This window comes from Variovorax sp. FW301-JW7, from assembly GCF_058788795.1.
Map to the genome: position 1 here is coordinate 821,878 of NZ_JBYTBC010000001.1, position 26,685 is coordinate 848,562.

The following is a 26,685-nucleotide window of genomic DNA, read 5'->3' on the forward strand; positions in this document are numbered from 1 at the left end:
CATTGCGGGCCGGGCGCTATATGCGGCCCATGAGCACGAGGATCACCACGATCAGCACCACGAGGCCGAGGCCGCCGCTGGGTCCGTAGCCCCAGTTCCGGCTGTGTCCCCAACTGGGCAGCGCGCCGATCAGCATCAGGATCAGGACGATCAGCAGAATGAGCGAGAGGGACATGGTTTTCTCCTGGGGCGTTTGTTGTGACGAGCCTCCATGCTCATCGCCCCGGGGCGCCGCAAGCGCCGGAGAGCCGCCCCTGAGGCGGTCAGGTCTGTCCTACCGTGGGCGTCGGCGCTTTACCGGTGCGCCTGCCAGCAGGAAGTGCATGGCCGCGCCCACGGCCAGGAAGAGGGCGCCCAGACCGCCGACGATGGCGGCACCGCCCCACAGGTCGAAGAAGCCGTCGAGACGGGCGTCCTGCGGGTTCGCGGGGTTGAAGAACACGCCCACGACTTCGCCCTTGTCGTAGGCCGGCGGGTTGCTGCTGCTCGACGGCGAGAACTCGACGATCGCGCCCGAGGGCAACGTGAAGCGCACCAGCGGGCGCCACGTCGGCGCATTGCTGCGGCTCGAACTTCCCGCGGACTGCAGCGCGATCACCTCGCCCTGTGCCTTGCCGGCCGATGCGATGAACTTCGCGGTGTTCTGGTAGAGCAGCCAGGCGCCGACGAGCATGAGCGCGCCTACGAGCGCGAAGATGCGCGTGATGATGCGGGTGGATTTCATTCGGCTGGCTGTCAGCTGCGCATCCACTCGATCGACAAGGTGCCGACAGCGGCGAGCACCAGGCCGATCACGAGGAAGGCTGCGGCCCCCAACGTGGCCAGCAGCGCCCGTCGCCAGGGCCGCGTGCGGAAGAAGTAGACCGGAATGCCCAGCAACGGAAAGATGCCTGCGAGCAGCGCCGAGCGACCGGGCGCGGGCACGCCGCGCACGAGGCCGTCGGCCCGGCACCACGTGTAGCACAGGGCCGAGATGAGAAACACATGCACCACGTCGAACGCGGTGTAGTCCTTGCCACGCAGCGGCGGCACGAAGGCGTCGGCGATGCCGACCACGAGGAACGACAGGCCCAGGGCCAGCAGGATCCAGCGCGGCCGGTTCATCGTCATCGCGGTGCCCGGATCGCGGCGGCCGGTGTCAGAGCTTTGCGAGGCGGTCGAGCGCGGCGAGCAGCGTCTCGTCCTTCTTGGCGAAGCAGAAGCGCACCACGCGCTGGTCGAAGCCGTCGCCGTAGAACGCCGACAGCGGGATCGCCGCCACGCCGATCTCGCGCGTGAGCCAGAGGCAGAACTCGGCCTCCGACAGGTCGCTCACGGCCGAGATGTCCACGCACTGGAAGTAGCTGCCCTCGCTGCGCAGCAGCTTGAAGCGGGTCTTCTCGGCCAGGCCGGCCGCGAACAGGTCGCGCTTGCGCTGGTAGAAGGCCGGCAGCTCCAGGTAGGGCTCGGGCCGCGCCATGTACTGCGCGAGCGCGTGCTGCATCGGCGTGTTCACGGTGAACACGTTGAACTGGTGCACCTTGCGGAACTCGGCCATCAGCGGCGCGGGCGCGGCCACGAAGCCGACCTTCCAGCCGGTGACGTGGTAGGTCTTGCCGAAGCTGCTGACGATGAAGCTGCGCGCCGCCAGGCCGGGGAAGCGGGCCACGCTTTCATGGCGTGCGTCGTCGAACACCATGTGCTCGTAGACCTCGTCGCTGATCACGAACACGTCGGTAGGCGCGAGCAGCTCTTCGAGTTGGCGCATCTCGGCCTCGGTCCAGACCGTGGCGCTCGGGTTGTGCGGCGTGTTGATGATGATCGCGCGCGTCTTCGGCGTGAGCGCGGCGGCGATCTTGCCGAAGTCGGGGCGGAAGGTGCCCGGCACGAGCGGCACGCGCACGACCTTGCCGCCGGCCAGGTCGATGTTGGGCACGTAGCTGTCGTAGCAGGGCTCCAGCACGATCACTTCGTCGCCGGGGAGCACGATCGCCAGGATGGCCGTGATGATGGCCTGCGTGGCGCCGGCCGTGACCGTGATCTCGGTCGCGGCGCTGTAGCTGCGGCCGTAGAGCGCTTCGATCTTGGCGGCGATGGCATCGCGCAGCGACGGAATGCCCGGCATCGGCGGGTACTGGTTGTGGCCGGCCGCCATGGCGGCGGTCACGTCTTCGAGCAGCTTCGGATCGCAGTGGAAATCGGGGAAGCCCTGGCCGAGGTTCACGGCATTCTTCTCGGCCGCGAGCGTGGACATCACGGTGAAGATGGTGGTGCCGACAGCCGGCAGCTTGGTGGTGATCTCGGGCGTGCGGGGAGAAGACGAAGGGGTGGCGGTGCTCATGGTCGGTCGTCGCGGGGAGAAAGGCTGGAGGATCAGAGTTCGTAGTCTTGTTGATGGCCGCTCAGGGCCTTCGCGATCAGGTTGCGGTCGAGGCGGTCGGACAGCAGCTCGGCGAACTTGAAGACGAAGTTGCGCAGGTAGGCGCTGCGCTTGAAGGCGACGCGCGCGATGTTCTGGCCGAACACGTGGCCCATCGGACGCACCACGAGGTCGGCGTTCGACTCGTCGCGCACGGCCATCTCGGCCACGATGCCGACGCCCAGGCCCAGGCGCACGTAAGTCTTGATCACGTCGGAATCGATGGCTTCGAGCGCGATGCGCGGCGTGAGCTTCTTCTGCGCGAAGGCGTGGTCGATGCGCGTGCGGCCGGTGAACGACGGGTGGTACGTGATGATGGGTTCGAGCGCCAGGTCTTCGAGCGACACGCGCTCCTTGGCCGCCAGCGGATGGTCCTTGGGCAGCACCAGCACGTGCTGCCACTCGTAGCAGGGCAGCGTGACCAGCTCGGCATAGCCGTCGAGCGATTCGGTGGCGATGCCGATCTCGGCGATCTCGTCGATCACCATGCGAGCCACCTGGTCGGGCGAGCCCTGGTGCAGGCTCACGTTGACCTTCGGATAGGCCTCGCGCAGGTTGGCCACGGGCACCGGCAGCACGTAGCGCGCCTGCGTGTGGGTGGTGGCGATGGAGAGGGTGCCGCTGTCCTGCGCGCTGAACTGTTCGCCGATGCGCTTCAAGTTGCCGACCTCGCGCATGATGAGTTCGATGCTCGCGATGACGTGCTGGCCGGGTTCGGTGATGCGCTTCAGGCGCTTGCCGTGGCGGGCGAAGATCTCGACGCCGAGCTCTTCCTCGAGTTCGATGATCGCCTTGGAGACGCCGGGCTGCGAGGTGTGCAGTGCCTTGGCCGCCTCGGTGAGGTTCAGGTTGCGCCGCACGGCTTCCTGAACAAACTTGAACTGGTGCAGATTCATATCAAATTCCGTCTGATTGCGGAATTCATTATGCCTTTGAAGTCTATAAAAATGACCGGGACTTCAGGATTTGATGGCAATCCGGGCCAGCAAAGCGACCAGTTCGGGCGATTCGCCGACGATCGGGGCGAGCGAGAACGCCACGGCGGGCCAGCGCTGGCGCAGGGCGTCCAGCTGCAGCGGCAGGTCTTCGCGAGCGTGCTTGCCCATGCCCAGGAACAGCGGCACCACGTGCACCGCGGTGGCGCCGTCGGCAATCAGCGCGGCGGCGGCGGTCGGCAGGTCGGGCGTGGCCAGTTCCATGTAGGCACACAGCACGCGCACGGCGGGGTCGTCTTCGCGCATGCGGGCGGCGACGGCCTCGATGGGCTCGCGCCAGCGCGCGTCGCGCGAGCCGTGCGCGAGCAGCACCGTGCCCGGCACCTGCGCGGTCATCGCCTCAGGACCAGCCAGCTGAAGGCGGTCAGCGACAGCACCGAATAGATCATTCCCGGCGCCGCCGCGGTGAGCCAGGGCGACCAGTTGCTCAGGTTGCCCAGGTAGCCGAACACGTTGTTCAGCAGGAAGAAGCTGATGCCGATCATCACGCCGCCGAACACGTAGGTCGTGATGCCGGCCTGGCGGAAGTGCAGGTAGGCGAAGGGCAGGGCGAGCACCACCATCACCAGGCATGACAGCGGATAGAACACCTTGCGCCAGAACTCGATCTCGTAGCGCTGCGCGGTCTGGCCGTTGGCGTTCAGGTGCCGGATGTAGTCGAACAGGTCGATGGTGCTCATGCGGTCGGGCCGCAGCAGCGCGACCGACACCATTTCGGCGGTGAGCGAGGTCGGCCAGTCCATCGTGTCGACCTGGGTGGTCGTGATGCGGGCCTTGTCGGCGCTGCGGGTTTCGTAGTCCTGCTGCTCGACTTCGGAGAGCACCCATTTGTCGTCGCGGATGCGCGCGGACTTGGCCATGAGCTGCTTGCTCACGTAGCCGTTGCCGTCGAACTCGAAGATGCGGGTGTTCTGCAGCGAGCCGTCGCGCGAAATCGACAGCACGTTGACCGCATACGACGTGTCGCCGCGCTTTTCCTTCAGCCAGGCGCCGGTGTTGCCCACCAGCGAGTAGGTGCCCTGGTAGCGCGACTTGAGCAGCTGGCCGGTGCGCCCCGACAGCGGCGCGATGTAGTCGCCGATGGCAAAGGTGAGGATCACGAAGCCCAGCCCCAGCAGCAGCAGCGTGCGCAGCGCGCGCCACGGGCCCAGGCCGCTGGTGCGCAGGATGGTGTATTCGGAGCTTTGCGCCAGCCGCGCCATCACGAAGATGCAGCCGATCAGCACCGTGATCGGCAGCAGTTCGTACAGGTGGCTGGGCACCAACAGCAGCACGTAGATCAGCGCCTGCACCGGCCCGTAGGCCAGGCTTTCGGGTTTGCCCACGGACTGCAGCTCGTCGACGAAGTCGAAGAAGAAGAACAGGCTCAGGAAGCCGAGCGTCACGAAGGCCACGGCCTTCAGTGCCTCGACATAGATCAGTCGGCGGATGGTTTTCACGAGGTCGGGTCGATCCGGGAAGGCGGTGCGGCCGGCGGGGCGCCGGCGGTGGCAGCGGCGCTGGCGCGGGCCTGGCGGCGGGCCGACCAGTTGTTGTTGCGCAGCGTGAGCCAGGCCGTGGCGAACAGGAAGACGCCGCCGTGCAGCAGGAGCATGAACGAACCCATGCCGTAGCGGCCCGAGCTGATCCAGCTCTGGCCCAGGTTCAGCAGGTTGTAGTAGACGACGAAGGCGAACAGCGCGAACACCAGGTTGCCGCTGCGTCCCACGCGCGGGTTGACGCTGGACACCGTCAGCGCCAGCAGCACGAAGTTGATGGCGGCCAGCAGCATGCCGAAGCGCCAGCCCAGCTCGCCCAGGCTGGCATCGCTGCGGTCGCGCAGCAGCGAGAGCGTGGAGCGCGCGCGCGTGGGCGTGCTGTCGTCGGTGGCGTTCGAGCTGCCGCCGGCGCGCGTGCCGTAGGTCTTGAACTCGCTGATCTTCAGGCCGGTGGCTTCGAACAGCGGGCGCTCCAGGCGCTGGCCGTTGCTCAGCAGCAGGAAGCGGTGGTTGTCGATGTCCTCGATGCGCCCGCTGCGCGCCGAGGTGGTGATCTGCAGGCCGCGCTCGACGGCCCAGATGAACACGTTGGTGGCGGTGGCGCCGTCGGGCGTGTCCTTGTCGATGAAGAACACGCGCAGCCGGCCCGAGGACTCGCGGAACTCACCGGGCGTGACGCGCTCGATGTCGCTGCGCTGCTCGTACTGCTGGCGCATGCCGATGGTCTGCGAGTTGGCCCAGGGCCAGCCCACCAGCGCCATGGCCGCGATGAGCAGCAGCACCGGCCAGGCGAATCGGAACAGCGGCTGGACGAAATCGGCCAGGCCGCGCCCGCTGGAGAACCAGATCACCATTTCGCTGTCGCGGTACATGCGCGAGAGCGTGCCGACGATGGCGATGAACAGGCTCAGGCTCAGGATGGTCGGCATGTAGCCGAGCACCGTGTACGCCATCACGAGGAAGACCTCCTGAGGGTTCACGCTGCCCTTGGACGCCAGCCCGAGCGTACGGATGAGCATCATGGTCATCACGATGGTGACCAGGACGACGAGGGTCGCTCCGAAGCTGCGCGACAGCTCCTTGCGTAGGGAAGAATGGAATAACATCGTTCGAGGAAAAAAAGGATTATGGACTTTCAACTCAAGACCCTCACCGTCGCCCAGGCCGCCGCCGAGAAATCCGACCTCCTCATCGTGCTCGTCGGCAGCGCTCTCCCCACCGCCAAAGACCCCGTTTCCGTGCTCGCCGCCAGCGCCCGCAAGGCCGGCGACCTGCCCGACAAGGCCGGCAAGCTGCTCGCGCTGTACCGCCCCGAGGCCGTGGTGCCGTCGCGCGTGCTGCTCGCCGCCATCGGCGACGGCAAGGCCGCTTCGGTGCGCAGCGCCGTGAGCGCGGCGGTGGCCGCCGCCAAGGCCAATGGCCCCAAGCGCGTCGTGATCGTCTTCGCGCAGCCGGCCGACGCCGCCGCGGTGGCCGCCGCCGTCACGGCTGCGGCCGATGCCAGCTATGTCTACACCACGACCAAGTCGAAGGCCGAGCCGCGCAGCATCCGCCACCTGACGCTGGGCGTGTCCGAGGCCGCCAGCCCCGCCGTCGCCAAGGCCTTCGACGACGCCCGCGCCACGGTCGCCGGCATCGAGCTGGCCAAGGAGTGGGGCAACCGTCCTGCCAACCACGCCACGCCCTCGCTGCTGGCCGACGCCGCCAAGGGGCTGGCGAAGCTGCCGCGCATCAAGTGCGAAGTGCTGGGCCCGAAGGAAGTCGACAAGCTCGGCATGGGCGCGTTCGCCGCCGTGGCCCAGGGCTCGGCCGAACCGTTGCGCTTCATCGTGCTGCGCTACCAGGGCGGTGCGAAAGACGAGGCCCCCGTGGTGCTCGTGGGCAAGGGCATCACCTTCGACACCGGCGGCGTCTCGCTCAAGCCCGCGGCCGAGATGGACGAGATGAAGTTCGACATGTGCGGCGCCGCCAGCGTGCTCGGCACCTTCCGCGCGCTCGGCGCGATCCAGCCGGCGATCAACGTGGTCGGCCTGATCCCCTCGTGCGAGAACATGAACGACGGCAAGGCCGTCAAGCCCGGCGACGTGGTCACCAGCATGAGCGGGCAGACCATCGAGATCCTGAACACCGACGCCGAAGGCCGTCTCATCCTGTGCGACGCGCTCACGTACGCCAAGCGCTTCGACCCGGCTGCCGTCATCGACATCGCGACGCTCACAGGCGCCTGCGTGGTGGCTCTGGGCGGCGTGCGCAGCGGCCTGTTCGCGAGCGACGAGTCGCTGGCCTCCGCGCTCGAATCGGCCGGCGAAGCTTCGCAGGACCGCTGCTGGCGCCTGCCGCTGGACGACGACTACGCCGAAGGCCTCAAGAGCAACTTCGCCGACGTGGCCAACATTGCCGGGCGTGCCGGCGGCGCGATCACCGCGGCCAAGTTTTTGCAGCGCTTCACGGCCGACTACGCCTGGGCGCACCTGGACATCGCAGGCACGGCCTGGAAGAGCGGGGCGGCCAAGGGCTCGACCGGCCGGCCCGTCGGCCTGTTGGTGTCGTACCTGACGAACCGCGCGGGCAGCAGCAACGCCACGGCCGCCGCGCCGAAGGCCGGCAAGGCTGCCAAGCCTGTGAAGAAGGCCGCGTCGCCCAAGGCCCCGGCCAAGCCGGCCCGAAAGGCCCGGTCCGCGCAGTGACCGACATCGGCTTTCACTACAACGCGCCCGACAAGCTCACCTACGCTTGCCGGCTGGTTCGCAAGGCCGTGAACACACGCGGCCTGCGCGTGGTGGTGGTGGGCGATGCGCGCGCGCTCGACACGGTCGATGCCGCGCTCTGGCAGCTGTCGCCGGTCGACTTCGTCGCGCACTGCCGCGCCGATGCGCCGGCCCATGTGGTCGCGCGTTCGCCCGTCATCCTGTGCGCCGAAGGTTCGGACGCAGCTTCGCTGCCGCACCGCGAGATGCTGGTCAACCTCGGCCTTGAAGTGCCGGCCGGCTTCGAGCGTTTCGAACGCATGATCGACATCGTGAGCGACGAGGCCAACGACCGGCAGATCGGCCGCACGCGCTGGCGCCACTACGCCGACCGGGGCTACACGATCCAGCCGCACGATTTCGCAAGGAGCGCTTCCTGATGGCCAGCACGCTGCGCACGCCGCCCCGGTTCGTCCCGACGCTGACGACCGTGCTCGAAATCCCGGCCGAGCCCGTGCCGGTCGCCGAGACGGTGCGACCCACGGGGGCACTGGTGTCGCAGCCTGCGCCGCCCGACCCTGCGAGCGCCGTGGCCTTGCCGCCGTCGGTGTCGCTCACGCCGGCTGAAATCGTCAGCCTCGAAGAGCAATTGCTGCACCGCGTGCTGCAGCGCGTCGACCTGTCGCTGGAGGAGCGATTGAGCGACGCCGTGTCAGCTGCCGTTCAGCATCAGCTCGACGAAATGGTGCCGCGTCTGCGCGGCGAAATCGAGGCCGTGCTGCGCGCGCTCGTCATCGAATCCATGGCCGCTGAACTCTGTGAAAACACAGGGGAAAACACAGGGTCTACGCCAACTTCCGGCGCATAAATCCTCGGCTAAACTGCGCCGCAGGTCGGAATGGCGTGAGGGTGCCGCTGGTCTGCGGCGCGAAACTTGCGAGGTCTGAACGCCCGGATCGAACGACCGGTTTTTATATCTTTTCATCCAAGTTCTGGAGGTTCTCATGCAATTGAAATGGACTGCGGTCGCACTGGCTGCACTCACGCTCGTGGCTTGCGGCAAGAAGGAAGAAGCTGCTGCTCCGGCGGCACCGGCACCCACGGCTGCGGCTCCGGCCCCTGCTGCGCCTCCGGCTGATGCCCTGGTCGTCAAGATCGGCCACGTCGGCCCGACCAGCGGTCCCATTGCCCACCTCGGCAAGGACAACGAGCTGGGTGCCAAGATGGCCATCGAAGACCTGAATGCCAAGGGCCTCAAGATCGGTGACAAGGTCGCCAAGTTCGTGCTGGTGCCTGAAGACGACGCCGGCGATCCGAAGCAAGGCACGGCCGTCGCCCAGAAGCTGGTCGATGAAAAGGTCAACGGCGTGGTCGGTCACCTGAACTCGGGCACCACCATCCCCGCTTCCAAGCTGTACAGCGACGCCGGCATTCCGCAGGTCTCGCCGTCGGCCACCAACCCCAAGTACACCCGCCAGGGCTTCAAGACCACGTTCCGCGTGGTGGCCGACGACACGCAGCTGGGCGGCACGCTCGGCAAGTACGCCGTCGAAACGCTCAAGGGCAAGAACATCGCCGTGATCGACGACCGCACGGCCTACGGCCAGGGCGTTGCCGAAGAGTTCGAGAAGGCCGCCAAGGCGGCAGGCGCGACCATCGTGGGCCACGAGTTCACGACCGACAAGTCGACCGACTTCAACGCCATCCTGACCAAGCTGAAGGCTTCCAAGCCCGACGTGTTGTTCTTCGGCGGCATGGACGCCGTGGGCGGCCCGATGCTCAAGCAGGTCAAGCAGCTCGGCCTGAACGTCAAGTTCATGGGCGGCGACGGCCTGTGCACCGGCGAACTGCCGAAGCTGGCGGGCGATGCCATCGGTGAAGACATGGTGGTCTGCGCCGAAGCCGGCGGTGTCGACGGCGACTTCAAGCAGCCGCTGGAAGACTTCAAGGCCAAGTTCAAGACCAAGAACGGCGTCGAAGTGCAGATCTATGCACCGTACGTCTACGACGCGGTCAACGTGCTGGCCGAAGCCATGGTCAAGGCCGGTTCGTCCGAGCCGGAAAAGTACCTGCCTGAAGTCGGCAAGGTGCAATACAAGGGCGTGACCGGCCCGATCGCCTTCGACGAAAAGGGCGACATCAAGAACGGCGCGCTGACGCTGTACACCTACAAGGGTGGCGCACGCACGCAGATCGCCGTGGTGCGCTGAGCGCATCGCTGTTGCCAACGGCCCCTCACCGGGCCGTGCCAATCAAAAAGGGCCTTCGGGCCCTTTTTTCATTCCGGGGTGGTGCGCGCAACCGCAACGCGCGCCAAGGACGCGCTCAGAGCGCGGCCAGGCCCGAAGGGCGGTCGGTGTTGCAGTACTCGATGAAGGCGTCCAGGTCGCGCGACTTGTCGAACACCGCGTCGGCGCCCAGCGCCTGGCAGCGCGTGCGGATGTCCGAGGTGACGTAGTTGCTCAGCACCACGACCCGCTGGTGCGGGCCGCGCTCGCGGCAGCCCGAGAGCACGCCCAGGCCGGAGCCTTCCTTGAGGAACAGGTCGACGATGAGCAACTGCCAGGCATCGGGGTGGGCGGCCAGCCAGGCGAGTGCGCCCGACTCGGTTTCGGCGAAACCGACGACATGGCCGTTGACGAGGTCCTCGAGGGCCGGGACCAGGTTGTCCCTGATGGTCTTGTTGTCCTCGACGAGGAACGTGATGAGGGCCATGCCGCGGTTTTGATGTGTGAACCAATAGCGTAGCGTGGCGCGCGGCGGCTTCGCGTAGGAGAAAGGAGATGGACGCACGCAAACCGTGCAGCAATGGACGGCGCCTCGTCCTCGTCCGGCCTTTTTCTTCACATCCTCCTCGGAGCGCATCGATCGTGGGCGTCCCCGGGCACAGTTGTGGCGACGCAACGCAGATCGGCGCGCAGTCCTAGCCCGAGGCCCAAGAGATTCGGACAGGGCCGATGGGGGAACGGGGCCGTGCCCGGGAAGATGCAAGGCATCTCTTCCTACCGGACCACCCGCCAGCCATGATCAGACACGCACTCGTGATCGACCAGGTCGAACGCACCGGCTTCGCGCTGGCCACCTTCATGCGCCACGCCGGCATTCCCCGCGTGGACGTCACGCGCAGCGGCCATGGCTTTGTCGAAGCGGTGCAGCGCCGCCGCCACGACCTGCTGGTGGTGGACATCGACACGCCCGAAGTCACGGGCCTGCAGATGATCGACGCGGTGGTCGAGGCCGGCAGCCCCGCGGCGCTGGTGCTCATGAGCGCCCAGCCGCCGCGCATCCTGCAGGCCGCGGCGGACTACGCCCGGGCCCGCGGCGCGCGCGTGCTCTCGGCCATCGCCAAGCCGTGCACCATGGTCACGATGGCGTCGGCGGCGCAGGCCATGGCACGCGGGCGGCGCCACCGGGCCGGGCTGCGGCGCGGCAGTGCACCGCTCGCGAACGGCGGCGCCCCGGCGTTCACCGCCGCGGTCCTGCGCGAGGCATTGGCCACGCGCCAGATCGCCGCCCACTTCCAGCCCCGGCACTGCGCGCGCACCGGCGTGCTGCGCGGCGCCGAACTGCAGCCGGGCTGGTACCGGCCCGACGACACGTGGCTGCCCGCAGCCGACTTCCTGCCCGCCATCGCGCAGGCCGGCCTGCACGGCGCGCTGGTGCAGCGCATGCTCGACTGCGCCTTCGAACTGCTCGGCTACATGCACAAGGACCACGGCCTGCGACTGGGCGTGCGCGTGCCGGCGTCGGTCGCGGCTTCGGTGCACTGGGCGCAGGGCGTGGCAGAACAGGCCGAGCGCGTCGGTATCGCCGCCGACCAGCTCGTGCTGGAGATCGCCGAAGACGGCGGCGCCCGCTGCAACGACGTGCTGGCCGGCGCGGTCGCGCACCTGCGGCTGCGCGGGTTCCACTGCGCCATCGACCGCTTCGGCCAGGGCGACTCGACACTGAGCCGCTGGTTCAAGGTGCCGTTCAGCGAGCTCCAGATCGACGCGCGCCAGCTCGTGCAGGCGCGCGAGAACCCGCATGCCCGCCACATCCTGGCGAGCGTGATCGCCATGGCGCGCGAGCAACACGCGACGCTGCTCGTGAAGGGCGTCGACGGCGAGCGCGACCTGGCGCTGGCCCGCAGCCTCGGGTGCCACTTCACGCAGGGCGACCAGCACGCCGCACCGATGCCCCATTGCGCTGGGCACCGACGGCGGCGGCTCCATCCGTCGGCCGGCCTCGCACACCAACCTGGTCGGCTTCAAGCCCTCGCGCGCCCGCGTCCCGCGCGGCGACGGGCTGCCGCCGATCTTCCTGGGCTTCGAAGTCGCGGGCCCGATCGCGCGCAGCGTGGCCGACGTGGCGGCGGTGATGCAGGTGATCGGCGACCGGCCGGTGGAGGAGGGCGCGGGCCCGCAGCGCGCGCGCATTCTCTTCATTCCGCGCTTCGGCGATCACCCGGTCGATCCGCAGATCGCGGCGCTCACCGAGGCCGCCGCGCGCCACATGGCTGAGCTCGGCCACGAGGTGACGACGGCGCAGGACTTCGGCATCGCCGAGGCGGTCAACCAGCGCTGGCCGCTGCTGGCGCAGGTCGGGCTGGCCTGGCTGGTGGCGCATCCGCAGGAGCTGTCGAGCCGGCCTTTCGACGCGTCGCTGTTCGGCCCCGCGATGCAAGCGAACGCCGAGAACGGCCGCAAGGCCAGCGCGAGCGAGCTGTTCGAGCTGCTGTACGAGGCCGAGCGGCTGCGCAACACGCTGGCGCAGTTGTTCGACCGCTACGACTTCCTGCTCACGCCCGCCGCCGCTGCGTTGCCCTGGCCTGCCGGCGAAACCCATCCGACGCGCATCGACGGGCGCGAGGTCGGTCCGCGCGGCCACGCGGTGTTCGCCGGCTTCGCGAATGCCGTGGGCCTGCCCGCCATCGCGCTGCCGTGCGGCTTTGCAGGGCCGCTGCCGGTCGGCGTGCAGCTCGTGGCACGCGAAGGCGCGGACGACGCCTTGCTCGCGCTCGCGAGTTCGTTCGAACAGGCCCATCCGTGGCGGCGCTTCCCCGCGTTGTGACGCTGGCCGAGGCCGTGGCGGCGCAGCTCGCGCCGGCCGAGGCCGCGCAGGCGCTGTGCCGCGCGCGGCGCGACGGGCGGCGCGTGATGTCCTCGCTGCTGCCGTCGCACGACCGGCGCGCTGCCTATGCGATCCAGGACGCGACGCTGGCGGCGCTCGGCGTGGTCGGCGGCTGGAAGGTCGGCGCGAGCGCGCCGGGTCACGAGCCCGTGTGCGCGCCGCTGCCGGCCGAGGGGCTGCTGCCCGGCGGTGCGTCGCTGGTCGGCGGTGCATGGCATCTGCGCGGCGTCGAAGCCGAACTCGCGTTCCGCCTCGGCGCCGACCTGCCGCCGCGCGCGTTGCCCTACACGCGCGACGAAGTGGCCGATGCCATCGCGGAAGTGCTGCCCGTGATCGAGGTGGCCGAAACCCGCCTGATCGACTGGCTCGACGCCAGCCCCTCGGCGCTGCTGGCCGACCTGCTGTGCCACGGCGGCCTCGTGCTCGGCGAGCCTGCGCCTTTCGAGCGTGCGTGGCTCGACCTCGCGCACACCGAAGTCGTGATGCATTTCGACGCGCAGGTCGTCGCCCACACGGTCGGGGAGCACACGCACCCCGACGTCGGCGCGCTGCTCGTGTGGCTCGCAAACGAAGGCGCAGCCCGGGGCCAGGGCCTGCGGGCCGGCCAGGTCGTGACGACCGGTTCGTGCACCGGCATGTTGTTCGCCTCGCAGGGCACGGCCGTGCGGGCGGAAGTGAAGGGGCTCGCGCCGTTGCACGCGCGCTTCTGAATTTTTTCCTGGGATCACTGGAGGAACCCGATATGTCCCATTCAACGATCGACGCGGTCGCGCAGGCGCTGGTGCGTGCGCGCAGCGCACACGTCGCGTGCCCGGCGGCAGAGGTGGCCGGAGGGCTCGCGCAGGCCGACGAGGCCTACGCCGTGCAGCAGCAGGTGGCGCAGGCGCTCGGCTGGTTCGGCACTGCGCCGCCCCGGTACTGGAAGGCCGGCGGTCCGTCGCGCGATGCCGTGCTGACGCATGCGCCGCTGCCGCCGCGCGGCGTGTGGACCAGCCCGGCCGTGGCCGGCGACTGGTCGTTTCATCTGCGGGGCATCGAGGCCGAGATCGCGCTGCGCCTCGGGCGCGACGTCGATCCGGCGTCGGCGGCGACGCTCGACGTCGACAGCGCACGCGCCCTGGTCGGCGCCATGACGGTCTCCATCGAGATCGTCGATTCCCGCTGGCAGGAGGCGCTCGACGCGCCCGCGCTGTGCAAGCTGGCCGACCTGCAATCGCACGGCGCGCTGGTGCTGGGCGAGTGGGTGCCGTTCGTCGCCCGCGACTGGGCCGCGCAGGCCTGCGAGGTGCACATCGGCACGCGGGCGGGCGTGGTGCGCCGCGGCACGCATTCGCTCGGCGACCCCGCCTGGCTGCTGCCCGCGTGGCTGCGCCATGCCACGCGCCACGGCCAGACCGTCGCCGCGGGCACCGTGGTCACGACCGGCACCTGGGTCGGCATTCTCGAAGCGGGCGAGGGCGACCTCGTCACCGCCGAATTCCCGGGCATCGGCCACGCGTCGGTGCAGCTCTAGCCCTTTCCACAACCCATCCAGAACGGAGACAACCCCCATGATCGCGCTCGACAACCACCCCAGCGGCCGCCACTTCCTGCAGATCCCGGGCCCCAGCCCCGTGCCTGACCGCATCCTGCGGGCCATCAGCCTGCCGACCATCGACCACCGCGGGCCCGAGTTCGCCACGCTGGGCAAGAAGGTCATCGGCGGGCTGCAGCAGGTGTTCCAGACCCGACACCCGGTCGTCGTCTATCCCGCGTCGGGCACCGGCGCGTGGGAGGCGGCGCTGGTCAACGTGATGAGCCCGGGCGACCACGTGCTGATGTTCGAGACCGGCCACTTCGCGACGCTGTGGCAGAAGATGGCGCGTCGGCTCGGCCTGGAGCCCGAGTTCCTCGCGCTCGAAGGCACCGACGAGACCGGCCTGCCGCGCAGCTGGCGCCACGGCGTGCAGGCCGACCTGATCGAGCAGCGCCTGCGCCAGGACACCACGCACCACATCAAGGCCGTGTGCGTGGTGCACAACGAGACCTCGACCGGCGTCACCTCCGACATCGCCGCGGTGCGCCGCGCGATCGATGCGGCGGGCCATCCGGCGCTGCTGATGGTCGACACCATCTCGGGCCTGGCGAGTGCCGACTACCGGCACGACGAATGGGGCGTGGACGTCACCGTCAGCGGCTCGCAGAAGGGCCTCATGCTGCCGCCGGGCATCAGCTTCAACGCGGTGTCGCCCAAGGCACTCGAGGTGGCGAAGACCGCGCGCCTGCCCAAGGCCTTCTGGGCCTGGGACGAGATCATCGAGATGAACCAGGGCGGCTACTGGCCCTACACGCCGAGCACGAACCTGCTGTACGGCCTCAGCGAGGCGCTGGACATGGTGCTGGAGCAGGGCCTGCCCGTGATCTTCGCGCGCCACCAGCGCTGGGGCCGCGGCGTGCGCGCCGCCGTGCAGGCCTGGGGCCTGCCCACGCAGTGCGCCGACGCGCGCGTGCATTCGCCCGTGCTGACGGGCGTCATCACGCCGCAGGGCGTCGATGCCGATGCGCTGCGCCGGCTCATCCACCAGCGCTTCGACCTCTCGCTGGGTGCGGGGCTGGGCAAGCTGCGGGGCCGCATGTTCCGCATCGGGCACCTGGGCGACTGCAACGACCTCACGCTGATGGCCGCATTGACGGGCATCGAGATGGGTTTCAAGCTGGCGGGCGTGCCGGTGGCCGGCAGCGGGGTGCTGGCGGCCATGGCGTACTTTGCGCAAACACCGGCCGTCGACGCCGCGTGATCCCCCGGGGAAGGGGCGGCGATCTAGGTGTTTGCCATTATCGTCAACAAGATTGTCAACATTGATGTTGACGTTGATTTCGACAAAGCCTAAATTCCGCTCCACAGCCTCGGTGGTGCACTGGACCGGACCAGCCCGACCCGCGACTGCAAAGTTCGCCAGCGTGCAGGGTCGTTTCCTTGCAAGCTGGCATCCGTGCCACTGCAAGGAGACAAACCGATGCAAAACACCATGACGGACGGCGCCAAGGCGACCGCCGCAGCGCCCGACGCCGCCCTCCAGCCCACCAAGGTGCGCTGGAAGATCTTCCTGATGATGTTGTTCCTGATCTCGATCAACTACATCGACCGGGCCTCGCTCTCGGTGGCCATGCCGCTGATCGCCAAGGAATTCGACATCGGCCCGGCCGTGCAGGGCCTGCTGCTCAGTTCGTTCTTCTGGACCTATGCGCTGATGCAGATCCCGGGCGGCATGCTGGCCGACCGCTACGGCCCGCGCGTCGTCATTGCCGGCGCCACCGTGGGTTGGGGCTTCTTCCAGGCCATCGCCGCCTTGTGCACGGGCTGGGTTCCCTTGCTGCTGACGCGGCTGGGCCTGGGCGCGGCCGAAGCGCCGATCTACCCCGCGGGCGGCAAGCTCAACGGCATCTGGATGACGCAGACCGAACGCGGGCGCGGCGCCACCTTGCTCGACGGCGGCGCGCCCCTGGGCGCGGCGCTGGGCGCGATCCTGATCTCGGCGCTGATCGCCGTGCTCGGCTCGTGGCGCCTGGCCTTCGTGATCGCCGGTGTCGGCACCGTCATCGCCGGCTACTTCGCCTGGCGCTACATCCGCAACCATCCGCGCCAGCATCCCGACGTGAACGAGGCCGAGGCGCGCTACATCGAGGCCAGCCATGCCGCCGACGCCGCCAAGGAATCGGCCAATGCGAGCGGGCGCGTGCTCGACTTCTTCCGCTACCGCTCGGTGTGGGGCATGTTCTTCGGCTGGATGTGCTTCAACGCGCTGTTCTACGGCCTGCTCACCTGGATGCCCAACTACCTGTCGAAGGTGCACGGCTTCGACATCAAGCAGATGGGCGGCGCGGTGTTCATCATGTTCTTCTCGGGCTTCGTCGGCGAAATGTTCGGCGGCTGGCTGGCCGACAAATGGATGGCGGCCGGCGCGTCGCAGAGCAAGGTGCTGCGCACGCTGTTCGGCATCTCGTCGATCATCGCGACCATCGCCATCTTCATGGTGACGCGGATCACGGACCCGGTCGCGGTGGTCGTGCTGCTGTCGGTCACGCTGTTCTTCCTGCGCTGGTGCGGTCTGTTCTGGTGCGTGCCGTCGATCCTCGGCACGCGTGCCCGGGTCGGCTTCCTGGGCGGCACGATGAACCTGGGCGGCAACGTGGCGGGCATCGGCGTGCCGATCGTGGTCGGCCTGATCGTGCAGGCCACGGGCTCGTACTTCATGGCGCTCATGCTGTTCACTGCAGCCGGTGCGGGCCTCTTCGTCTGCTCGACGATGCTGATCGACTACAGCAAGAAGCTGCCGGTCTGAGGCCAACCACCCCGACTTTCATCCCATGACCCCTCGCAAACTCATCGGCGTGCTCACGCCGTCCTCGAACACGGCGCTCGAACCGCTGACCAGCGCGATGGTCGCGGCCGTGCCCGGCGTCTCGGCGCATTTCTCGCGCTTCACCGTCACCGAGATCTCGATGCGCGACGCGTCGCTGAACCAGTTCGACGACAGCAAGATCCTCGAGGCCGCGCGGCTGCTGGCCGACGCGCGCGTCGACACCATCTGCTGGAGCGGCACCTCGGCCAGCTGGCTCGGCTTCGAGAAAGACCAGGCGCTGTGCGCGCGCATCACCGAGGCCACCGGCATCCCGGCGACCACCTCGGTGCTGGCGCTCAACGAACTGCTGGCCGCGCAGGGCGCCCGCACGCTGGGGCTGGTGTCGCCGTATGTCGAAGACGTGCAGCGGCGCATCGTCGCCAACTACGCGGGCATCGGCATCGACTGCGTGGCCGAGCGCCACCTGGACCTCACGGTGAACTTCTCGTTCAGCGAGGTCGAGCCCGACACGCTGCGCCGCATGCTGCGCGAAGTGGCGCAGCAGCGGCCCGACGCCATCACCATCATGTGCACGAACCTGAGCGGTGCGCAGCTGGTCGAGGAGATGGAGCGCGAGCTCGGCATCCCGATCTACGACTCGGTGGCCACCGTGGTCTGGCGCGCGCTGAAGACGGTCGGCGTCGCGCCGGGCGCCGTGAAGGGCTGGGGCCGGCTGTTCGACGCGAACGCCTGAGCGCTCGCAACCACCCCCCGACTCAGACAGAAAAGCAAAGAAAGACCATGACCTTCCGCGACCTCGATCTCGTGGTGCGCAACGCCCGCGTTGCCACCGCCAGCGACACCTTCGATTCGGACATCGGCATCCGCGATGGCCGCATCGTGCAGCTCGGCCTCGGCCTGCCGCCCGGCCGGCAGGAGATCGACGCCGCTGGCCGCTACGTGACGCCGGGCGGCGTCGACGCCCACTGCCACCTCGACCAGCCGATGGAGCCGCCCGTGCGCATGGCCGACGACTTCGGCTCCGGCACCCGCGCCGCGGCCTGCGGCGGCACCACCACCGTGATCCCGTTCGCCGCGCAGCAGAAGGGCCAGTCGCTGCGCGCCGCCGTGCAGGACTACCACCAGCGCGCCGAGGGCCGCGCCCACGTCGATCACGCCTTCCACCTGATCGTGAGCGACCCGACCGAGGAAGTGCTCAAGCACGAGCTGCCGCAGCTCATCGCCGAGGGCTACACCTCGTTCAAGATCTACATGACCTACGACGATCTGAAGCTGGACGACGGCCAGATCCTCGACGTGCTGTCGGTGGCGAGAGAGCAGGGCGCGATGGCCATGATCCATGCCGAGAACGCCGACTGCATCGAGTGGCTGACCAAGCGGCTCGAAGCCAGCGGGCGCACCGCGCCGCGCTTTCATGCCCATTCGCGGCCGATGCTGGTCGAGCGCGAGGCGACGCACCGCGCCATCGCGCTGTCGGAGCTGGTCGACGTGCCGATCATGATCGTGCACGTGTCGGGGCGCGAAGCCGTCGAGCAGATCCGCTGGGCGCGCGCGCACGGCCTGAGCGTGTTCGCCGAAACCTGTCCGCAGTACCTGTTCCTGACCGCCGAAGACCTGGGCATCGACGACAGCTACCAGGGCGCGCGCTGCGTCTGCAGCCCGCCGCCGCGCAACCGCGAGAACCAGCAGGTGATCTGGAACGGCCTGTCCGACGGGCTGTTCACGATCTTCTCGTCGGACCATGCGCCGTTCCGCTACGACGCCCCCGAGGGCAAGAAGCCCGGTGGCGAAGAGGTGGCGTTCCGCCACATCCCGAACGGCATTCCCGGTATCGAGACGCGGCTGCCGCTGTTGTTCTCGCACGGCGTGCTCGACGGGCGCATCACCATCAACAAGTTCGTCGAGCTGACGTCGACCAACCCCGCCAAGGCCTACGGGCTGCACCCGCGCAAGGGCACGATCGCCGTCGGTGCTGATGCCGACCTCGTGGTCTGGGGCACCACGCCGCGCGCCATCCGCAACGCCGACCTGCACCACGACGTCGACTACACGCCCTACGAGGGCATCGAGGTGAAGGCCTGGCCGGCGCTGACGCTGGCGCGCGGCGAGGTCGTGTGGGACGGCGAACGCTTCCATCCGCGCGCCGGACGCGGAGAATTCCTGCGCCGGGGCGAGCCCACCTTGCTGCCCAGCCGCCGACCCGCCTGAACCTGGAGCCATCGCCATGAACCTGCTGCTCATCAACCCCAACACCTCGCAAAGCGTCTCCGAGCTGATCGCGGCCGAGGCCCGGCGCGCGGCCGCGAGCGACACGCACATCGAGGTGCTCACGGCGCCCTTCGGCGTGGCCTACATCGAGACCCGCTTCGAATCGCTGATCGGCGCCTACGCCGCCGCCACGCTCGCGGCCGAGCACCACACGCGGCACGACGCCATCGTGGTCGCGGCCTTCGGCGACCCCGGCATCGACGGACTGCGCGAGGCGCTCGACATCCCCGTGGTCGGTCTCACCGAAGCCGCCTTGATGAGCGCGTGCCTGCTGGGCAAGCGCTTCTCGATCGTCGCGATCTCGCGGCGCATCACGGCGTGGTACCGCGAGTGCGTGCAGGCCAACGGCCTCAGCGACCGGCTGGCGAGCATCCGCAGCCTGGACGGTCCGCTCAAGGACATCGGCCACGTGCAGGACGACCACGGCCAGCGCCTGGAGGCCCTGTGCATGTCGGCCATCGAGGACGACGGCGCGGACGTGATCATCATTGCCGGCGCGCCGCTGGCGGGCCTGGCGCGCTCCATCAAGGACCGCATTCCGGTGCCCGTGGTCGACGGCGTGTCGAGCGCCGTGTGCCACGCGCAGACGCTCGTCTCGCTGGCGCCCGCGCCGGCGCGCCTGGGCAGTTTTGCGCCGCCGCCGATCAAGCCGAACCAGGGGCTGCCCGAGGCCCTGGCGCGGCTCCTGGCACGCGACGGCGCCCGCACGCCAGGCTGAGGCGGTGGGCCCCGTGACGCTCTGCAGCCTCGAGGGGGCGTCGATAGAATCGGCGCCGATGCCCACCAAAGCCCCAGCCCGCAAGACCAGCGCGAACGGCGCGACTGGCGCCACCGGCACGACCGGTGCCACCCCTGCCCGCGAACACAGCGTCGACGAGATCGCCGAGAAGATCTCGGCCGCCATCCTGGAACACCGTCTCGCGCCGGGCACGAAGCTGGGCGAAGACCGGCTGGCCACGATCTTCGCGACCAGCCGCGCCAAGGTGCGCGAGGTGCTGGCCCGGCTGGCGCACGAGCAGATCGTCGAACTCGTGCCGCAGCGCGGCGCCTTCGTCGCCAAGCCCACCATCGAGCAGGCGCAGGACGTGTTCGAGGCGCGCCGCCTCATCGAGCCCGGCGTGCTGCGCCGGCTCATCCGCACGCTCGACGACACCAAGAAGCAGCGCCTGCAACGCCACATCGAACTCGAGGCCGACGCCCGCCGCCGCGACGACAAGCGCGCCATCGTGCGGCTGTCGGGCGAGTTCCATGTGCTGCTGGCCGAACTGGCCGGCAACTCGGCGCTGGCGCGCTCGATGCGCGAGCTGTCGGTGCTGACCTGCCTGATCATCTCGCTGTACGACGCGCCCACGGCCACCAGCTGCCGTGCCGACGAGCACGAGGAGATCGTCACCGCCGTGAACCGCGGCGACGCCGCACGGGCCGAGAAGCTCATGCAGCATCACCTCGACCACATCGAGCAGAGCCTGAAGCTGGACGACAGCGCGGAAGAGGTCGATCTCGAAAGCGTGTTCAGCTGAACCGGAGGAGGTCGGGCAACGGCATGCCCGATGTCCGCAAGGCACAGGCAAACCCATGGCGGGTGCCCCACAAACAAAAAGCCCCAGCAGCTTGGCAGCTACTGGGGCATCGTTTTGGCGGAGCAGGCGGGATTCGAACCCGCGGAGGGCTATTAACCCTCACACGCTTTCCAGGCGTGCGACTTAAACCGCTCATCCACCGCTCCTGAGCCCACGATTGTAGCGCGGGTTTTCAGCCGTTTTCAGGTCGGGCCAGAGCTTTTGCCGGTTTGGATCATGCGCATGGCCGACGAGATCAGCGCGGCCGTCTCGGTCATGTTGCTCGGCACGATGAGCGTGGTCTTCGAATCGGCGGCCACCTTGCCGTAGGCATCGACGGCGCGTTCGGCCACCTTCAGCTGCACGGCCTGTTCGCCGCCCGGCTTCTGGATGGCGGCGGCCACGCGCTCGATGGCGTCCGCCGTGGCAGTGGCCACTGCGGTGATGGCTGCGGCTTCACCTTGCGCGTTGTTGATCTGCGCCTGCTTCTCGCCCTCGGAGCGGGCAATGAAGGCTTCGCGTTCGCCGGTGGCGATGTTGATCTGTTCCTGGCGACGGCCTTCCGAAGCGGCGATGAGCGCGCGCTTGCCGCGTTCGGCGGTGATCTGCGCCTGCATGGCCAGCAGAATTTCCTTCGGCGGTGTCAGGTCCTTGATTTCGTAGCGCAGCACCTTCACGCCCCAGTTGAGCGCGGCCTCGTCGATGGCGGCCACCACCTGGGCGTTGATCACGTCACGCTCTTCGAAGGTCTTGTCGAGCTCGAGCTTGCCGATCACGCTGCGCAGCGAGGTCTGTGCGAGCTGGGTCACGGCCACGATGTAGTTCGACGAGCCGTAGCTCGCGCGCATCGGGTCGGTCACCTGGAAGTACAGGATGCCGTCGACCTGCAGCTGCGTGTTGTCGCGCGTGATGCAGATCTGGCTGGGCACGTCGAGCGGGATTTCCTTCAGGCTGTGCTTGTAGGCCACGCGGTCGATGAACGGGATCAGGAAGTTCGGGCCGGGCGTCATGGTGCCGTGGTACTTGCCCAGGCGCTCACGCACCCACGCGTTCTGCTGCGGCACGAACTTGACCGACTGGCTGATGAAGATGATCGCGATGACCAGGATGATGAGAGGAACTGAAAATTCCATGGTGTGCTTCCTTTTCGAATGCGTTTTTCTGACGGGCGGATTGAACTGCTAGATCTTGTCGACCACGAGGCGGCTGCCGATGACCTCGACCACGCGGTGTTCGCCGGTGGAGGGCGCATGGCCCGCGCGCAGCACGACGGTCCATTGCGAGCCGCGGTAGCGCACGGTGGCGGTGCCGTCGGGATTCCAGGCATCGACGAACACGCTCTCGCCGATGTCCAGGTTGAGGTCGCTGGAGGGCGCAGCCGGACGGTTGCGCCGGATCAGGTACCAGGTCACGACCGAGCCCACGCCGACCACGGCGGCCACCAGCAGCTGCGTGACGAGGCCGAAGCCCAGGTGCGCGGCGATGGCGGCGGCGGCGAAGCCCGTGGCCAGCAGCAGCAGGTACACCGTGCCGGACAACAACTCGGCCACGATGGCCGCGCCTGCGATCAGCCACCAGAAGGTGGGATTTCCCATGGCAACTCCTCTCTTCTTTTGTTACTTGGACCGTCGCCATTCTGCGGCATGGCGTGCCATGCGCCTGTGTCGCGTAGGGGTATGACGCTCGGTGGAGCCCTTCGCAGTCACGCACCTGCGCGGGCTTGAACCCGGCCGGCGCAATCCGTCATCCGAATTCCGTACACTTCGCGCCTCGCTCATTGCCTGTCTGACTGCCTGTCCGGAGCCCCGCTCATGAAATTCCGCTTTCCCATCGTCATCATCGACGAGGACTTCCGCTCCGAAAACACTTCGGGCCTCGGCATCCGCGCGCTCGCGCAGGCCTTCGAAAGCGAGGGCTTCGAGGTGCTGGGCGTCACGAGCTACGGTGACCTGAGTCAGTTCGCGCAGCAGCAAAGCCGCGCCAGTGCCTTCATCCTGTCGATCGACGACGAAGAGTTCACGGTCGGCCCCGACCTCGACCCGGCCGTGCTGAGCCTGCGCAGCTTCATCGGCGAGGTGCGTCGCAAGAACGCCGACGTGCCGATCTACATCTATGGCGAGACCAAGACCTCGCGCCACATCCCGAACGACATCCTGCGCGAGCTGCACGGCTTCATCCACATGTTCGAGGACACCCCCGAATTCGTGGCGCGCCACATCATCCGCGAAGCCAAGAGCTACCTGGAAGGCGTGCAGCCGCCGTTCTTCAAGGCGCTGATCGACTACGCCGAAGACGGTTCGTACTCGTGGCACTGCCCGGGCCATTCGGGCGGCGTGGCGTTCCTGAAGAGCCCGGTGGGCCAGATGTTCCACCAGTTCTTCGGCGAGAACATGCTGCGCGCCGACGTCTGCAACGCGGTGGAAGAACTGGGCCAGCTGCTCGACCACACCGGCCCGGTGGCGGCCAGCGAGCGCAATGCGGCACGCATCTTCAATGCCGACCACTGCTTCTTCGTGACCAACGGCACCAGCACCAGCAACAAGATGGTGTGGCACCACACGGTGGCGCCCGACGACGTGGTGGTGGTGGACCGCAACTGCCACAAGTCGATCCTGCACGCGATCATCATGACCGGCGCGATTCCGGTGTTCATGAAGCCCACGCGCAACCACTTCGGCATCATCGGCCCGATTCCGAAGAGCGAGTTCGAGCAGAGCGCCATCAAGGCCAAGATCAAGGCCAACCCGCTGCTCGCCGACGTCGATCCGAACAAGGTCAAGCCGCGCGTGATGACGCTCACGCAGTCGACCTACGACGGCGTGATCTACAACACCGAGACCATCAAGAACATGCTCGACGGCTACGTCGACACGCTGCACTTCGACGAAGCCTGGCTGCCGCACGCCGCCTTCCATCCGTTCTATGGCGCTTACCACGCGATGGGCAAGCGCCGCGTGCGCCCGAAGGAGTCGCTGGTGTTCGCCACGCAGTCGACGCACAAGCTGCTGGCCGGCATCAGCCAGGCCAGCCACGTGCTGGTGCAGGACTCGCAGAACCGCGCGCTCGACCGCGACCTCTTCAACGAGGCCTACCTGATGCACTCGTCGACCAGCCCGCAGTACGCGATCATCGCCAGCTGCGACGTGGCCGCCGCCATGATGGAGCCGCCCGGCGGCACCGCGCTGGTGGAAGAGAGCATCCTGGAAGCGCTCGATTTCCGCCGCGCCATGCGCAAGGTCGAGGAAGAGTTCGGCAAGGACGAGTGGTGGTTCAAGGTCTGGGGCCCCGAGAAGCTCGTCGACGAAGGCATCGGCCGCGCCGAAGACTGGATCATGCACGGCGAGAAGAACGGCAAGCCCAAGAGCAAGAAGTCGCCGCGCAACTGGCACGGCTTCGGCGAGCTGGCCGACGGCTTCAACATGCTCGACCCGATCAAGTCGACCATCGTCACGCCGGGCCTGGACCTGGAAGGCAACTTTGCCGAGACCGGCATTCCCGCCAGCGTGGTGACCAAGTTCCTGGCCGAACACGGCGTGATCGTGGAGAAGACGGGCCTCTATAGCTTCTTCATCATGTTCACCATCGGCATCACCAAGGGCCGCTGGAACACGCTGCTCACGGCGCTGCAGCAGTTCAAGGACGACTACGCGCGCAACCAGCCGATGTGGCGCATCCTCCCAGAGTTCTGCCAGCAGCACCCGGGCTACGAGCGCCTGGGCCTGCGCGACCTGTGCCAGCACATCCACCAGCTGTACGCGCGCTACGACGTGGCCCGCCTCACGACCGAGATGTACCTGAGCGACCTGACGCCGGCCATGAAGCCCAGCGACGCCTTCGCCCACATCGCGCACCGCAAGACCGAGCGCGTGGAGATCGACGAGCTCGAAGGCCGCATCACGACGAGCCTGATCACGCCGTACCCGCCGGGCATTCCGCTCTTGATCCCGGGCGAAGTGTTCAACAAGAAGATCGTCGACTACCTCAAGTTCTCGCGCGAGTTCAACCTGCAGTGCCCGGGCTTCGAGACCGACATTCACGGTCTGGTGGCGCGCGTCGACGAGACGGGCAAGAAGCGGTACTACGCGGACTGCGTGCGCAAGGCAAGCTGAGAAAGGGACGTGCCCCGTTGAGGGGCACGGTCTGCGAAGGCGGGGCTAGCCTTCGCGCACGCGCATGAAGCGCGCGAACTTCGGCAACCCGCTCGGGTGCGTGCCGTTGTAGCGGTAGGTCACCAGGCTGCCGATCGGCGGCGGCTGGTCGCGTTCGGCGTCGGTCAGTCCGGTGCCGAGCCGGAAGCGCTGGCCGTCGGGCATCTCGACCATCAACGCACCGAGCCGGCCGTGGTGCTTGCCCTTGCCGGGCAGGTGCGCGACCACGCGGGCCTCGGCGTCGTCAAACGGCTTGACCTTGAGCAGGTCGTTGTTGCGCTCGCCGCGGTACATCGACGCGCCCCGGTGCAGCATCAGGCCTTCGCCGCCCATCTTCACGGTCTTGTCGAGCAGCGCCTGCAGGTCCTCGTGCGTGGTGGCGGGCTGCTGCGGCACGGCCATCACCCAGGGTGCATCGGTGATCGGCAGCAGCTTGCGCAGCGCCGCGAGGCGGGTGTTGAAGTCGCCGCCCTGGGCGGGCAGGTCGAACACCATGAAACGGATCTCGTGCCAGGCGGTGTCGCTGGGCGTCTGGCTGCGCACGGTGGACATCGTGTGGTTGAAGCGGCCACGCCCCGCCCACAGTTCGCCGTCGAGCGGCTGCTTGGGCAGCGAGGCGGTGAACCAGATGGGCGCCACGACGGGCTCGCCGCCGCGGGTCCAGAGCTTCTGGCCGTCCCAGTAGCCGCGCACGCCGTCGAACTTCTCGCTGACCCAGTAGCCCGCGAGCGACATGCCGGGGCGGTAGACCTCGGCCAGCATCAGGGCGGGTGCGGCGGCGCGCGCGAACGCGGCGCGACCCGAGAGGGCTGCGCCCAGTCCCGCAAGCAGGAGGAGGGTGCGTCGGTTCAACACGGTGGCAGGCGCTGGAAGCCGAGAGGAGAAATTACTCCGCCATGCCCCCGACCACGTTGCTGAAGCCGCCGTCCACATAGGTGATCTCGGCGGTCACGCCGCTGGCGAGGTCGCTCAGCAGGAAGGCGGCCACGTTGCCGACTTCCTCGATGGTCACGTTGCGGCGGATCGGCGAGGCGTCGGCTACGGCCGTGAGGATCTTGCTGAAGCTCTTGATGCCGCTGGCGGCGAGCGTCTTGATGGGGCCGGCGCTGATGCCGTTCACCCGCATGCCCTTCGGGCCGAGCGAGGCGGCGGTATAGCGCACCGAGGCTTCGAGCGAGGCCTTGGCCAGGCCCATGGTGTTGTAGTTGGGCAGCGCGCGCTCGGCGCCCAGGTAGGTCAGTGTGAGCAGGGCCGACTTGTCGTTGAGGTAGGGCAGTGCCGCCTTGGCCATGGCCGGGAAGCTGTACGCACTGATGTCGTGCGCGATCTTGAAGCCTTCGCGCGAGAGGCCTTCCAGGAAGTCGCCGGCGATCGATTCGCGCGTGGCGAAGCCGATGCTGTGCACGAAGCCGTCGAATTTGGGCCAGGTCTGGGCAAGGTCGGTGAAGAGCTTGTCGATCTGCGAGTCGTCGCCCACGTCGCAGTCGAAAATCAGTTTCGAGCCGAAGTCTGCGGCATATTCGGTGATACGGTCCTTGAATCGCTCGCCGACATAACTGAAGGCGAGTTCCGCGCCCTGGTCGTGACAGGCCTTGGCAATGCCATATGCAATGGAGCGATTGCTCAACACACCGGTGATCAACAGTTTCTTGCCGGAAAGAAAGCCCATGAAGTTGCCTCGTGAAAATCTTGGGCAG

General features: G+C 68.1%; 27 protein-coding genes, 1 tRNA gene and 1 pseudogene. 15 read left to right on the forward strand and 14 right to left on the reverse strand.

Going from position 1 to position 26,685, the window contains the following annotated elements:
* Positions 1-16: 16 nt before the first annotated feature.
* The 8 genes from AC3WQM_RS03640 to lptF all read right to left on the reverse strand — a co-directional run bounded on the left by AC3WQM_RS03640 (position 17) and on the right by lptF (position 5,977).
* Positions 17-175 carry a DUF3309 family protein gene (locus AC3WQM_RS03640; RefSeq protein ID WP_099789379.1) on the reverse strand — a complete coding sequence of 53 codons (159 nt, stop codon included), beginning with the start codon at positions 173-175 and terminating at the stop codon, positions 17-19.
* A 99-nt stretch (positions 176-274) separates the two neighbouring features.
* Positions 275-724 (reverse strand): DUF3592 domain-containing protein, encoded by a 450-nt coding sequence (locus AC3WQM_RS03645; RefSeq protein WP_492676971.1) that lies wholly within the window; start codon positions 722-724, stop codon positions 275-277.
* Positions 725-735: 11 nt separating this feature from the next.
* Positions 736-1,110 (reverse strand): rard protein, encoded by a 375-nt coding sequence (locus AC3WQM_RS03650; RefSeq protein WP_492676972.1) that lies wholly within the window; start codon positions 1,108-1,110, stop codon positions 736-738.
* Between the two features lie 28 nt (positions 1,111-1,138).
* Positions 1,139-2,320 (reverse strand): pyridoxal phosphate-dependent aminotransferase, encoded by a 1,182-nt coding sequence (locus AC3WQM_RS03655; protein WP_492676973.1) that lies wholly within the window; start codon positions 2,318-2,320, stop codon positions 1,139-1,141.
* 32 nt (positions 2,321-2,352) lie between these two features.
* Positions 2,353-3,294, reverse strand: coding sequence for a CysB family HTH-type transcriptional regulator (locus AC3WQM_RS03660; RefSeq protein ID WP_056580504.1), 942 nt, complete (start codon positions 3,292-3,294; stop codon positions 2,353-2,355).
* 63 nt (positions 3,295-3,357) lie between these two features.
* On the reverse strand, positions 3,358-3,729 hold the full coding sequence (locus AC3WQM_RS03665; protein ID WP_492676974.1) for a sirohydrochlorin chelatase: 372 nt from the start codon (positions 3,727-3,729) through the stop codon (positions 3,358-3,360).
* The gene (lptG, locus tag AC3WQM_RS03670) at positions 3,726-4,832 is read right to left on the reverse strand and encodes an LPS export ABC transporter permease LptG (protein WP_492676975.1); all 1,107 of its coding nucleotides are present in this window, start codon (positions 4,830-4,832) and stop codon (positions 3,726-3,728) included. Before lptG ends, AC3WQM_RS03665 begins: the two co-directional genes overlap by 4 nt.
* Complete coding sequence (lptF, locus tag AC3WQM_RS03675) at positions 4,829-5,977, reverse strand: LPS export ABC transporter permease LptF (protein ID WP_492676976.1); 1,149 nt, start codon at positions 5,975-5,977, stop codon at positions 4,829-4,831. The genes lptG and lptF overlap by 4 nt, the downstream gene beginning before the upstream one ends.
* 21 nt (positions 5,978-5,998) lie before the next feature.
* Here lptF and AC3WQM_RS03680 point away from each other — a divergent pair, with 21 nt between their 5' ends.
* From AC3WQM_RS03680 to AC3WQM_RS03695, 4 genes are all read left to right on the forward strand, one after another.
* Complete coding sequence (locus AC3WQM_RS03680) at positions 5,999-7,558, forward strand: leucyl aminopeptidase (protein ID WP_492676977.1); 1,560 nt, start codon at positions 5,999-6,001, stop codon at positions 7,556-7,558.
* Positions 7,555-7,998, forward strand: coding sequence for a DNA polymerase III subunit chi (locus AC3WQM_RS03685; protein WP_492676978.1), 444 nt, complete (start codon positions 7,555-7,557; stop codon positions 7,996-7,998). The genes AC3WQM_RS03680 and AC3WQM_RS03685 overlap by 4 nt, the downstream gene beginning before the upstream one ends.
* The gene (locus tag AC3WQM_RS03690) at positions 7,998-8,426 is read left to right on the forward strand and encodes a hypothetical protein (protein ID WP_492676979.1); all 429 of its coding nucleotides are present in this window, start codon (positions 7,998-8,000) and stop codon (positions 8,424-8,426) included. Before AC3WQM_RS03685 ends, AC3WQM_RS03690 begins: the two co-directional genes overlap by 1 nt.
* 136 nt (positions 8,427-8,562) lie before the next feature.
* Positions 8,563-9,768 (forward strand): branched-chain amino acid ABC transporter substrate-binding protein, encoded by a 1,206-nt coding sequence (locus tag AC3WQM_RS03695; protein ID WP_492676980.1) that lies wholly within the window; start codon positions 8,563-8,565, stop codon positions 9,766-9,768.
* Between the two features lie 115 nt (positions 9,769-9,883).
* On the opposite strand, the gene AC3WQM_RS03700 is transcribed toward AC3WQM_RS03695, so the two are convergent.
* Positions 9,884-10,273: a response regulator gene (locus tag AC3WQM_RS03700; RefSeq protein WP_489056664.1), complete on the reverse strand. Its 390-nt coding sequence runs from the start codon at positions 10,271-10,273 to the stop codon at positions 9,884-9,886.
* A gap of 308 nt (positions 10,274-10,581) precedes the next feature.
* Between AC3WQM_RS03700 and AC3WQM_RS03705 the strand changes: the two are divergent.
* From AC3WQM_RS03705 to AC3WQM_RS03750, 10 genes and pseudogenes are all read left to right on the forward strand, one after another.
* Positions 10,582-11,721, forward strand: a pseudogene (locus AC3WQM_RS03705) (EAL domain-containing response regulator); the annotation flags it as partial.
* A 49-nt stretch (positions 11,722-11,770) separates the two neighbouring features.
* Positions 11,771-12,610, forward strand: a complete 840-nt coding sequence (locus AC3WQM_RS03710; protein WP_492677187.1) for an amidase family protein — start codon at positions 11,771-11,773, stop codon at positions 12,608-12,610.
* Positions 12,586-13,380 (forward strand): 2-keto-4-pentenoate hydratase, encoded by a 795-nt coding sequence (locus tag AC3WQM_RS03715; RefSeq protein ID WP_492676981.1) that lies wholly within the window; start codon positions 12,586-12,588, stop codon positions 13,378-13,380. Before AC3WQM_RS03710 ends, AC3WQM_RS03715 begins: the two co-directional genes overlap by 25 nt.
* A gap of 32 nt (positions 13,381-13,412) precedes the next feature.
* A complete protein-coding gene (locus AC3WQM_RS03720; protein ID WP_492676982.1) occupies positions 13,413-14,183 on the forward strand; it encodes a fumarylacetoacetate hydrolase family protein in 771 nt (256 codons plus the stop codon).
* 37 nt (positions 14,184-14,220) lie between these two features.
* Complete coding sequence (locus tag AC3WQM_RS03725; RefSeq protein ID WP_492676983.1) at positions 14,221-15,447, forward strand: pyridoxal-phosphate-dependent aminotransferase family protein; 1,227 nt, start codon at positions 14,221-14,223, stop codon at positions 15,445-15,447.
* 219 nt (positions 15,448-15,666) lie between these two features.
* Complete coding sequence (locus AC3WQM_RS03730) at positions 15,667-16,992, forward strand: MFS transporter (protein WP_492676984.1); 1,326 nt, start codon at positions 15,667-15,669, stop codon at positions 16,990-16,992.
* Between the two features lie 25 nt (positions 16,993-17,017).
* Positions 17,018-17,746, forward strand: coding sequence for a maleate cis-trans isomerase family protein (locus AC3WQM_RS03735; RefSeq protein WP_307588422.1), 729 nt, complete (start codon positions 17,018-17,020; stop codon positions 17,744-17,746).
* Between the two features lie 47 nt (positions 17,747-17,793).
* On the forward strand, positions 17,794-19,221 hold the full coding sequence (hydA, locus tag AC3WQM_RS03740; RefSeq protein WP_062482546.1) for a dihydropyrimidinase: 1,428 nt from the start codon (positions 17,794-17,796) through the stop codon (positions 19,219-19,221).
* A gap of 16 nt (positions 19,222-19,237) precedes the next feature.
* Positions 19,238-19,999, forward strand: coding sequence for an aspartate/glutamate racemase family protein (locus tag AC3WQM_RS03745; protein WP_492676985.1), 762 nt, complete (start codon positions 19,238-19,240; stop codon positions 19,997-19,999).
* A gap of 58 nt (positions 20,000-20,057) precedes the next feature.
* Positions 20,058-20,801 carry a GntR family transcriptional regulator gene (locus AC3WQM_RS03750; protein ID WP_492676986.1) on the forward strand — a complete coding sequence of 248 codons (744 nt, stop codon included), beginning with the start codon at positions 20,058-20,060 and terminating at the stop codon, positions 20,799-20,801.
* A 115-nt stretch (positions 20,802-20,916) separates the two neighbouring features.
* Here AC3WQM_RS03750 and AC3WQM_RS03755 read toward each other — a convergent pair.
* The 3 genes from AC3WQM_RS03755 to AC3WQM_RS03765 all read right to left on the reverse strand — a co-directional run bounded on the left by AC3WQM_RS03755 (position 20,917) and on the right by AC3WQM_RS03765 (position 22,435).
* Positions 20,917-21,007: transfer RNA gene (locus AC3WQM_RS03755), tRNA-Ser, on the reverse strand.
* 36 nt (positions 21,008-21,043) lie between these two features.
* On the reverse strand, positions 21,044-21,973 hold the full coding sequence (locus AC3WQM_RS03760) for an SPFH domain-containing protein (RefSeq protein ID WP_099789315.1): 930 nt from the start codon (positions 21,971-21,973) through the stop codon (positions 21,044-21,046).
* Between the two features lie 48 nt (positions 21,974-22,021).
* Complete coding sequence (locus tag AC3WQM_RS03765) at positions 22,022-22,435, reverse strand: NfeD family protein (RefSeq protein WP_489056678.1); 414 nt, start codon at positions 22,433-22,435, stop codon at positions 22,022-22,024.
* A gap of 216 nt (positions 22,436-22,651) precedes the next feature.
* Between AC3WQM_RS03765 and AC3WQM_RS03770 the strand changes: the two genes are divergently transcribed.
* The gene (locus AC3WQM_RS03770) at positions 22,652-24,949 is read left to right on the forward strand and encodes an Orn/Lys/Arg family decarboxylase (RefSeq protein WP_492676987.1); all 2,298 of its coding nucleotides are present in this window, start codon (positions 22,652-22,654) and stop codon (positions 24,947-24,949) included.
* A 45-nt stretch (positions 24,950-24,994) separates the two neighbouring features.
* On the opposite strand, the gene AC3WQM_RS03775 is transcribed toward AC3WQM_RS03770, so the two are convergent.
* Positions 24,995-25,843 (reverse strand): DNA ligase, encoded by an 849-nt coding sequence (locus AC3WQM_RS03775; protein WP_492676988.1) that lies wholly within the window; start codon positions 25,841-25,843, stop codon positions 24,995-24,997.
* Positions 25,844-25,874: 31 nt separating this feature from the next.
* Entirely contained in the window at positions 25,875-26,657 is a 783-nt protein-coding gene (fabI, locus tag AC3WQM_RS03780; RefSeq protein WP_492676989.1) for an enoyl-ACP reductase FabI, read from the reverse strand.
* Positions 26,658-26,685 lie beyond the last annotated feature (28 nt).

Bases quoted from the DNA above. Each gene is read 5' to 3' on its own strand.
- AC3WQM_RS03640 (WP_099789379.1), bottom strand. From the start codon at position 175: ATGTCCCTCTCGCTCATTCTGCTGATCGTCCTGATCCTGATGCTGATC.
- AC3WQM_RS03650 (WP_492676972.1), bottom strand. From the start codon at position 1,110: ATGACGATGAACCGGCCGCGCTGGATCCTGCTGGCCCTGGGCCTGTCG.
- lptF (WP_492676976.1), bottom strand. From the start codon at position 5,977: ATGTTATTCCATTCTTCCCTACGCAAGGAGCTGTCGCGCAGCTTCGGA.
- AC3WQM_RS03730 (WP_492676984.1), top strand. From the start codon at position 15,667: ATGCAAAACACCATGACGGACGGCGCCAAGGCGACCGCCGCAGCGCCC.
- AC3WQM_RS03665 (WP_492676974.1), bottom strand. From the start codon at position 3,729: ATGACCGCGCAGGTGCCGGGCACGGTGCTGCTCGCGCACGGCTCGCGC.
- AC3WQM_RS03750 (WP_492676986.1), top strand. From the start codon at position 20,058: ATGCCCACCAAAGCCCCAGCCCGCAAGACCAGCGCGAACGGCGCGACT.
- AC3WQM_RS03690 (WP_492676979.1), top strand. From the start codon at position 7,998: ATGGCCAGCACGCTGCGCACGCCGCCCCGGTTCGTCCCGACGCTGACG.
- fabI (WP_492676989.1), bottom strand. From the start codon at position 26,657: ATGGGCTTTCTTTCCGGCAAGAAACTGTTGATCACCGGTGTGTTGAGC.
- AC3WQM_RS03700 (WP_489056664.1), bottom strand. From the start codon at position 10,273: ATGGCCCTCATCACGTTCCTCGTCGAGGACAACAAGACCATCAGGGAC.
- AC3WQM_RS03765 (WP_489056678.1), bottom strand. From the start codon at position 22,435: ATGGGAAATCCCACCTTCTGGTGGCTGATCGCAGGCGCGGCCATCGTG.
- AC3WQM_RS03680 (WP_492676977.1), top strand. From the start codon at position 5,999: ATGGACTTTCAACTCAAGACCCTCACCGTCGCCCAGGCCGCCGCCGAG.
- AC3WQM_RS03770 (WP_492676987.1), top strand. From the start codon at position 22,652: ATGAAATTCCGCTTTCCCATCGTCATCATCGACGAGGACTTCCGCTCC.
- AC3WQM_RS03655 (WP_492676973.1), bottom strand. From the start codon at position 2,320: ATGAGCACCGCCACCCCTTCGTCTTCTCCCCGCACGCCCGAGATCACC.
- AC3WQM_RS03695 (WP_492676980.1), top strand. From the start codon at position 8,563: ATGCAATTGAAATGGACTGCGGTCGCACTGGCTGCACTCACGCTCGTG.
- AC3WQM_RS03660 (WP_056580504.1), bottom strand. From the start codon at position 3,294: ATGAATCTGCACCAGTTCAAGTTTGTTCAGGAAGCCGTGCGGCGCAAC.
- AC3WQM_RS03645 (WP_492676971.1), bottom strand. From the start codon at position 724: ATGAAATCCACCCGCATCATCACGCGCATCTTCGCGCTCGTAGGCGCG.
- AC3WQM_RS03760 (WP_099789315.1), bottom strand. From the start codon at position 21,973: ATGGAATTTTCAGTTCCTCTCATCATCCTGGTCATCGCGATCATCTTC.
- AC3WQM_RS03735 (WP_307588422.1), top strand. From the start codon at position 17,018: ATGACCCCTCGCAAACTCATCGGCGTGCTCACGCCGTCCTCGAACACG.
- AC3WQM_RS03720 (WP_492676982.1), top strand. From the start codon at position 13,413: ATGTCCCATTCAACGATCGACGCGGTCGCGCAGGCGCTGGTGCGTGCG.
- AC3WQM_RS03745 (WP_492676985.1), top strand. From the start codon at position 19,238: ATGAACCTGCTGCTCATCAACCCCAACACCTCGCAAAGCGTCTCCGAG.
- hydA (WP_062482546.1), top strand. From the start codon at position 17,794: ATGACCTTCCGCGACCTCGATCTCGTGGTGCGCAACGCCCGCGTTGCC.
- AC3WQM_RS03725 (WP_492676983.1), top strand. From the start codon at position 14,221: ATGATCGCGCTCGACAACCACCCCAGCGGCCGCCACTTCCTGCAGATC.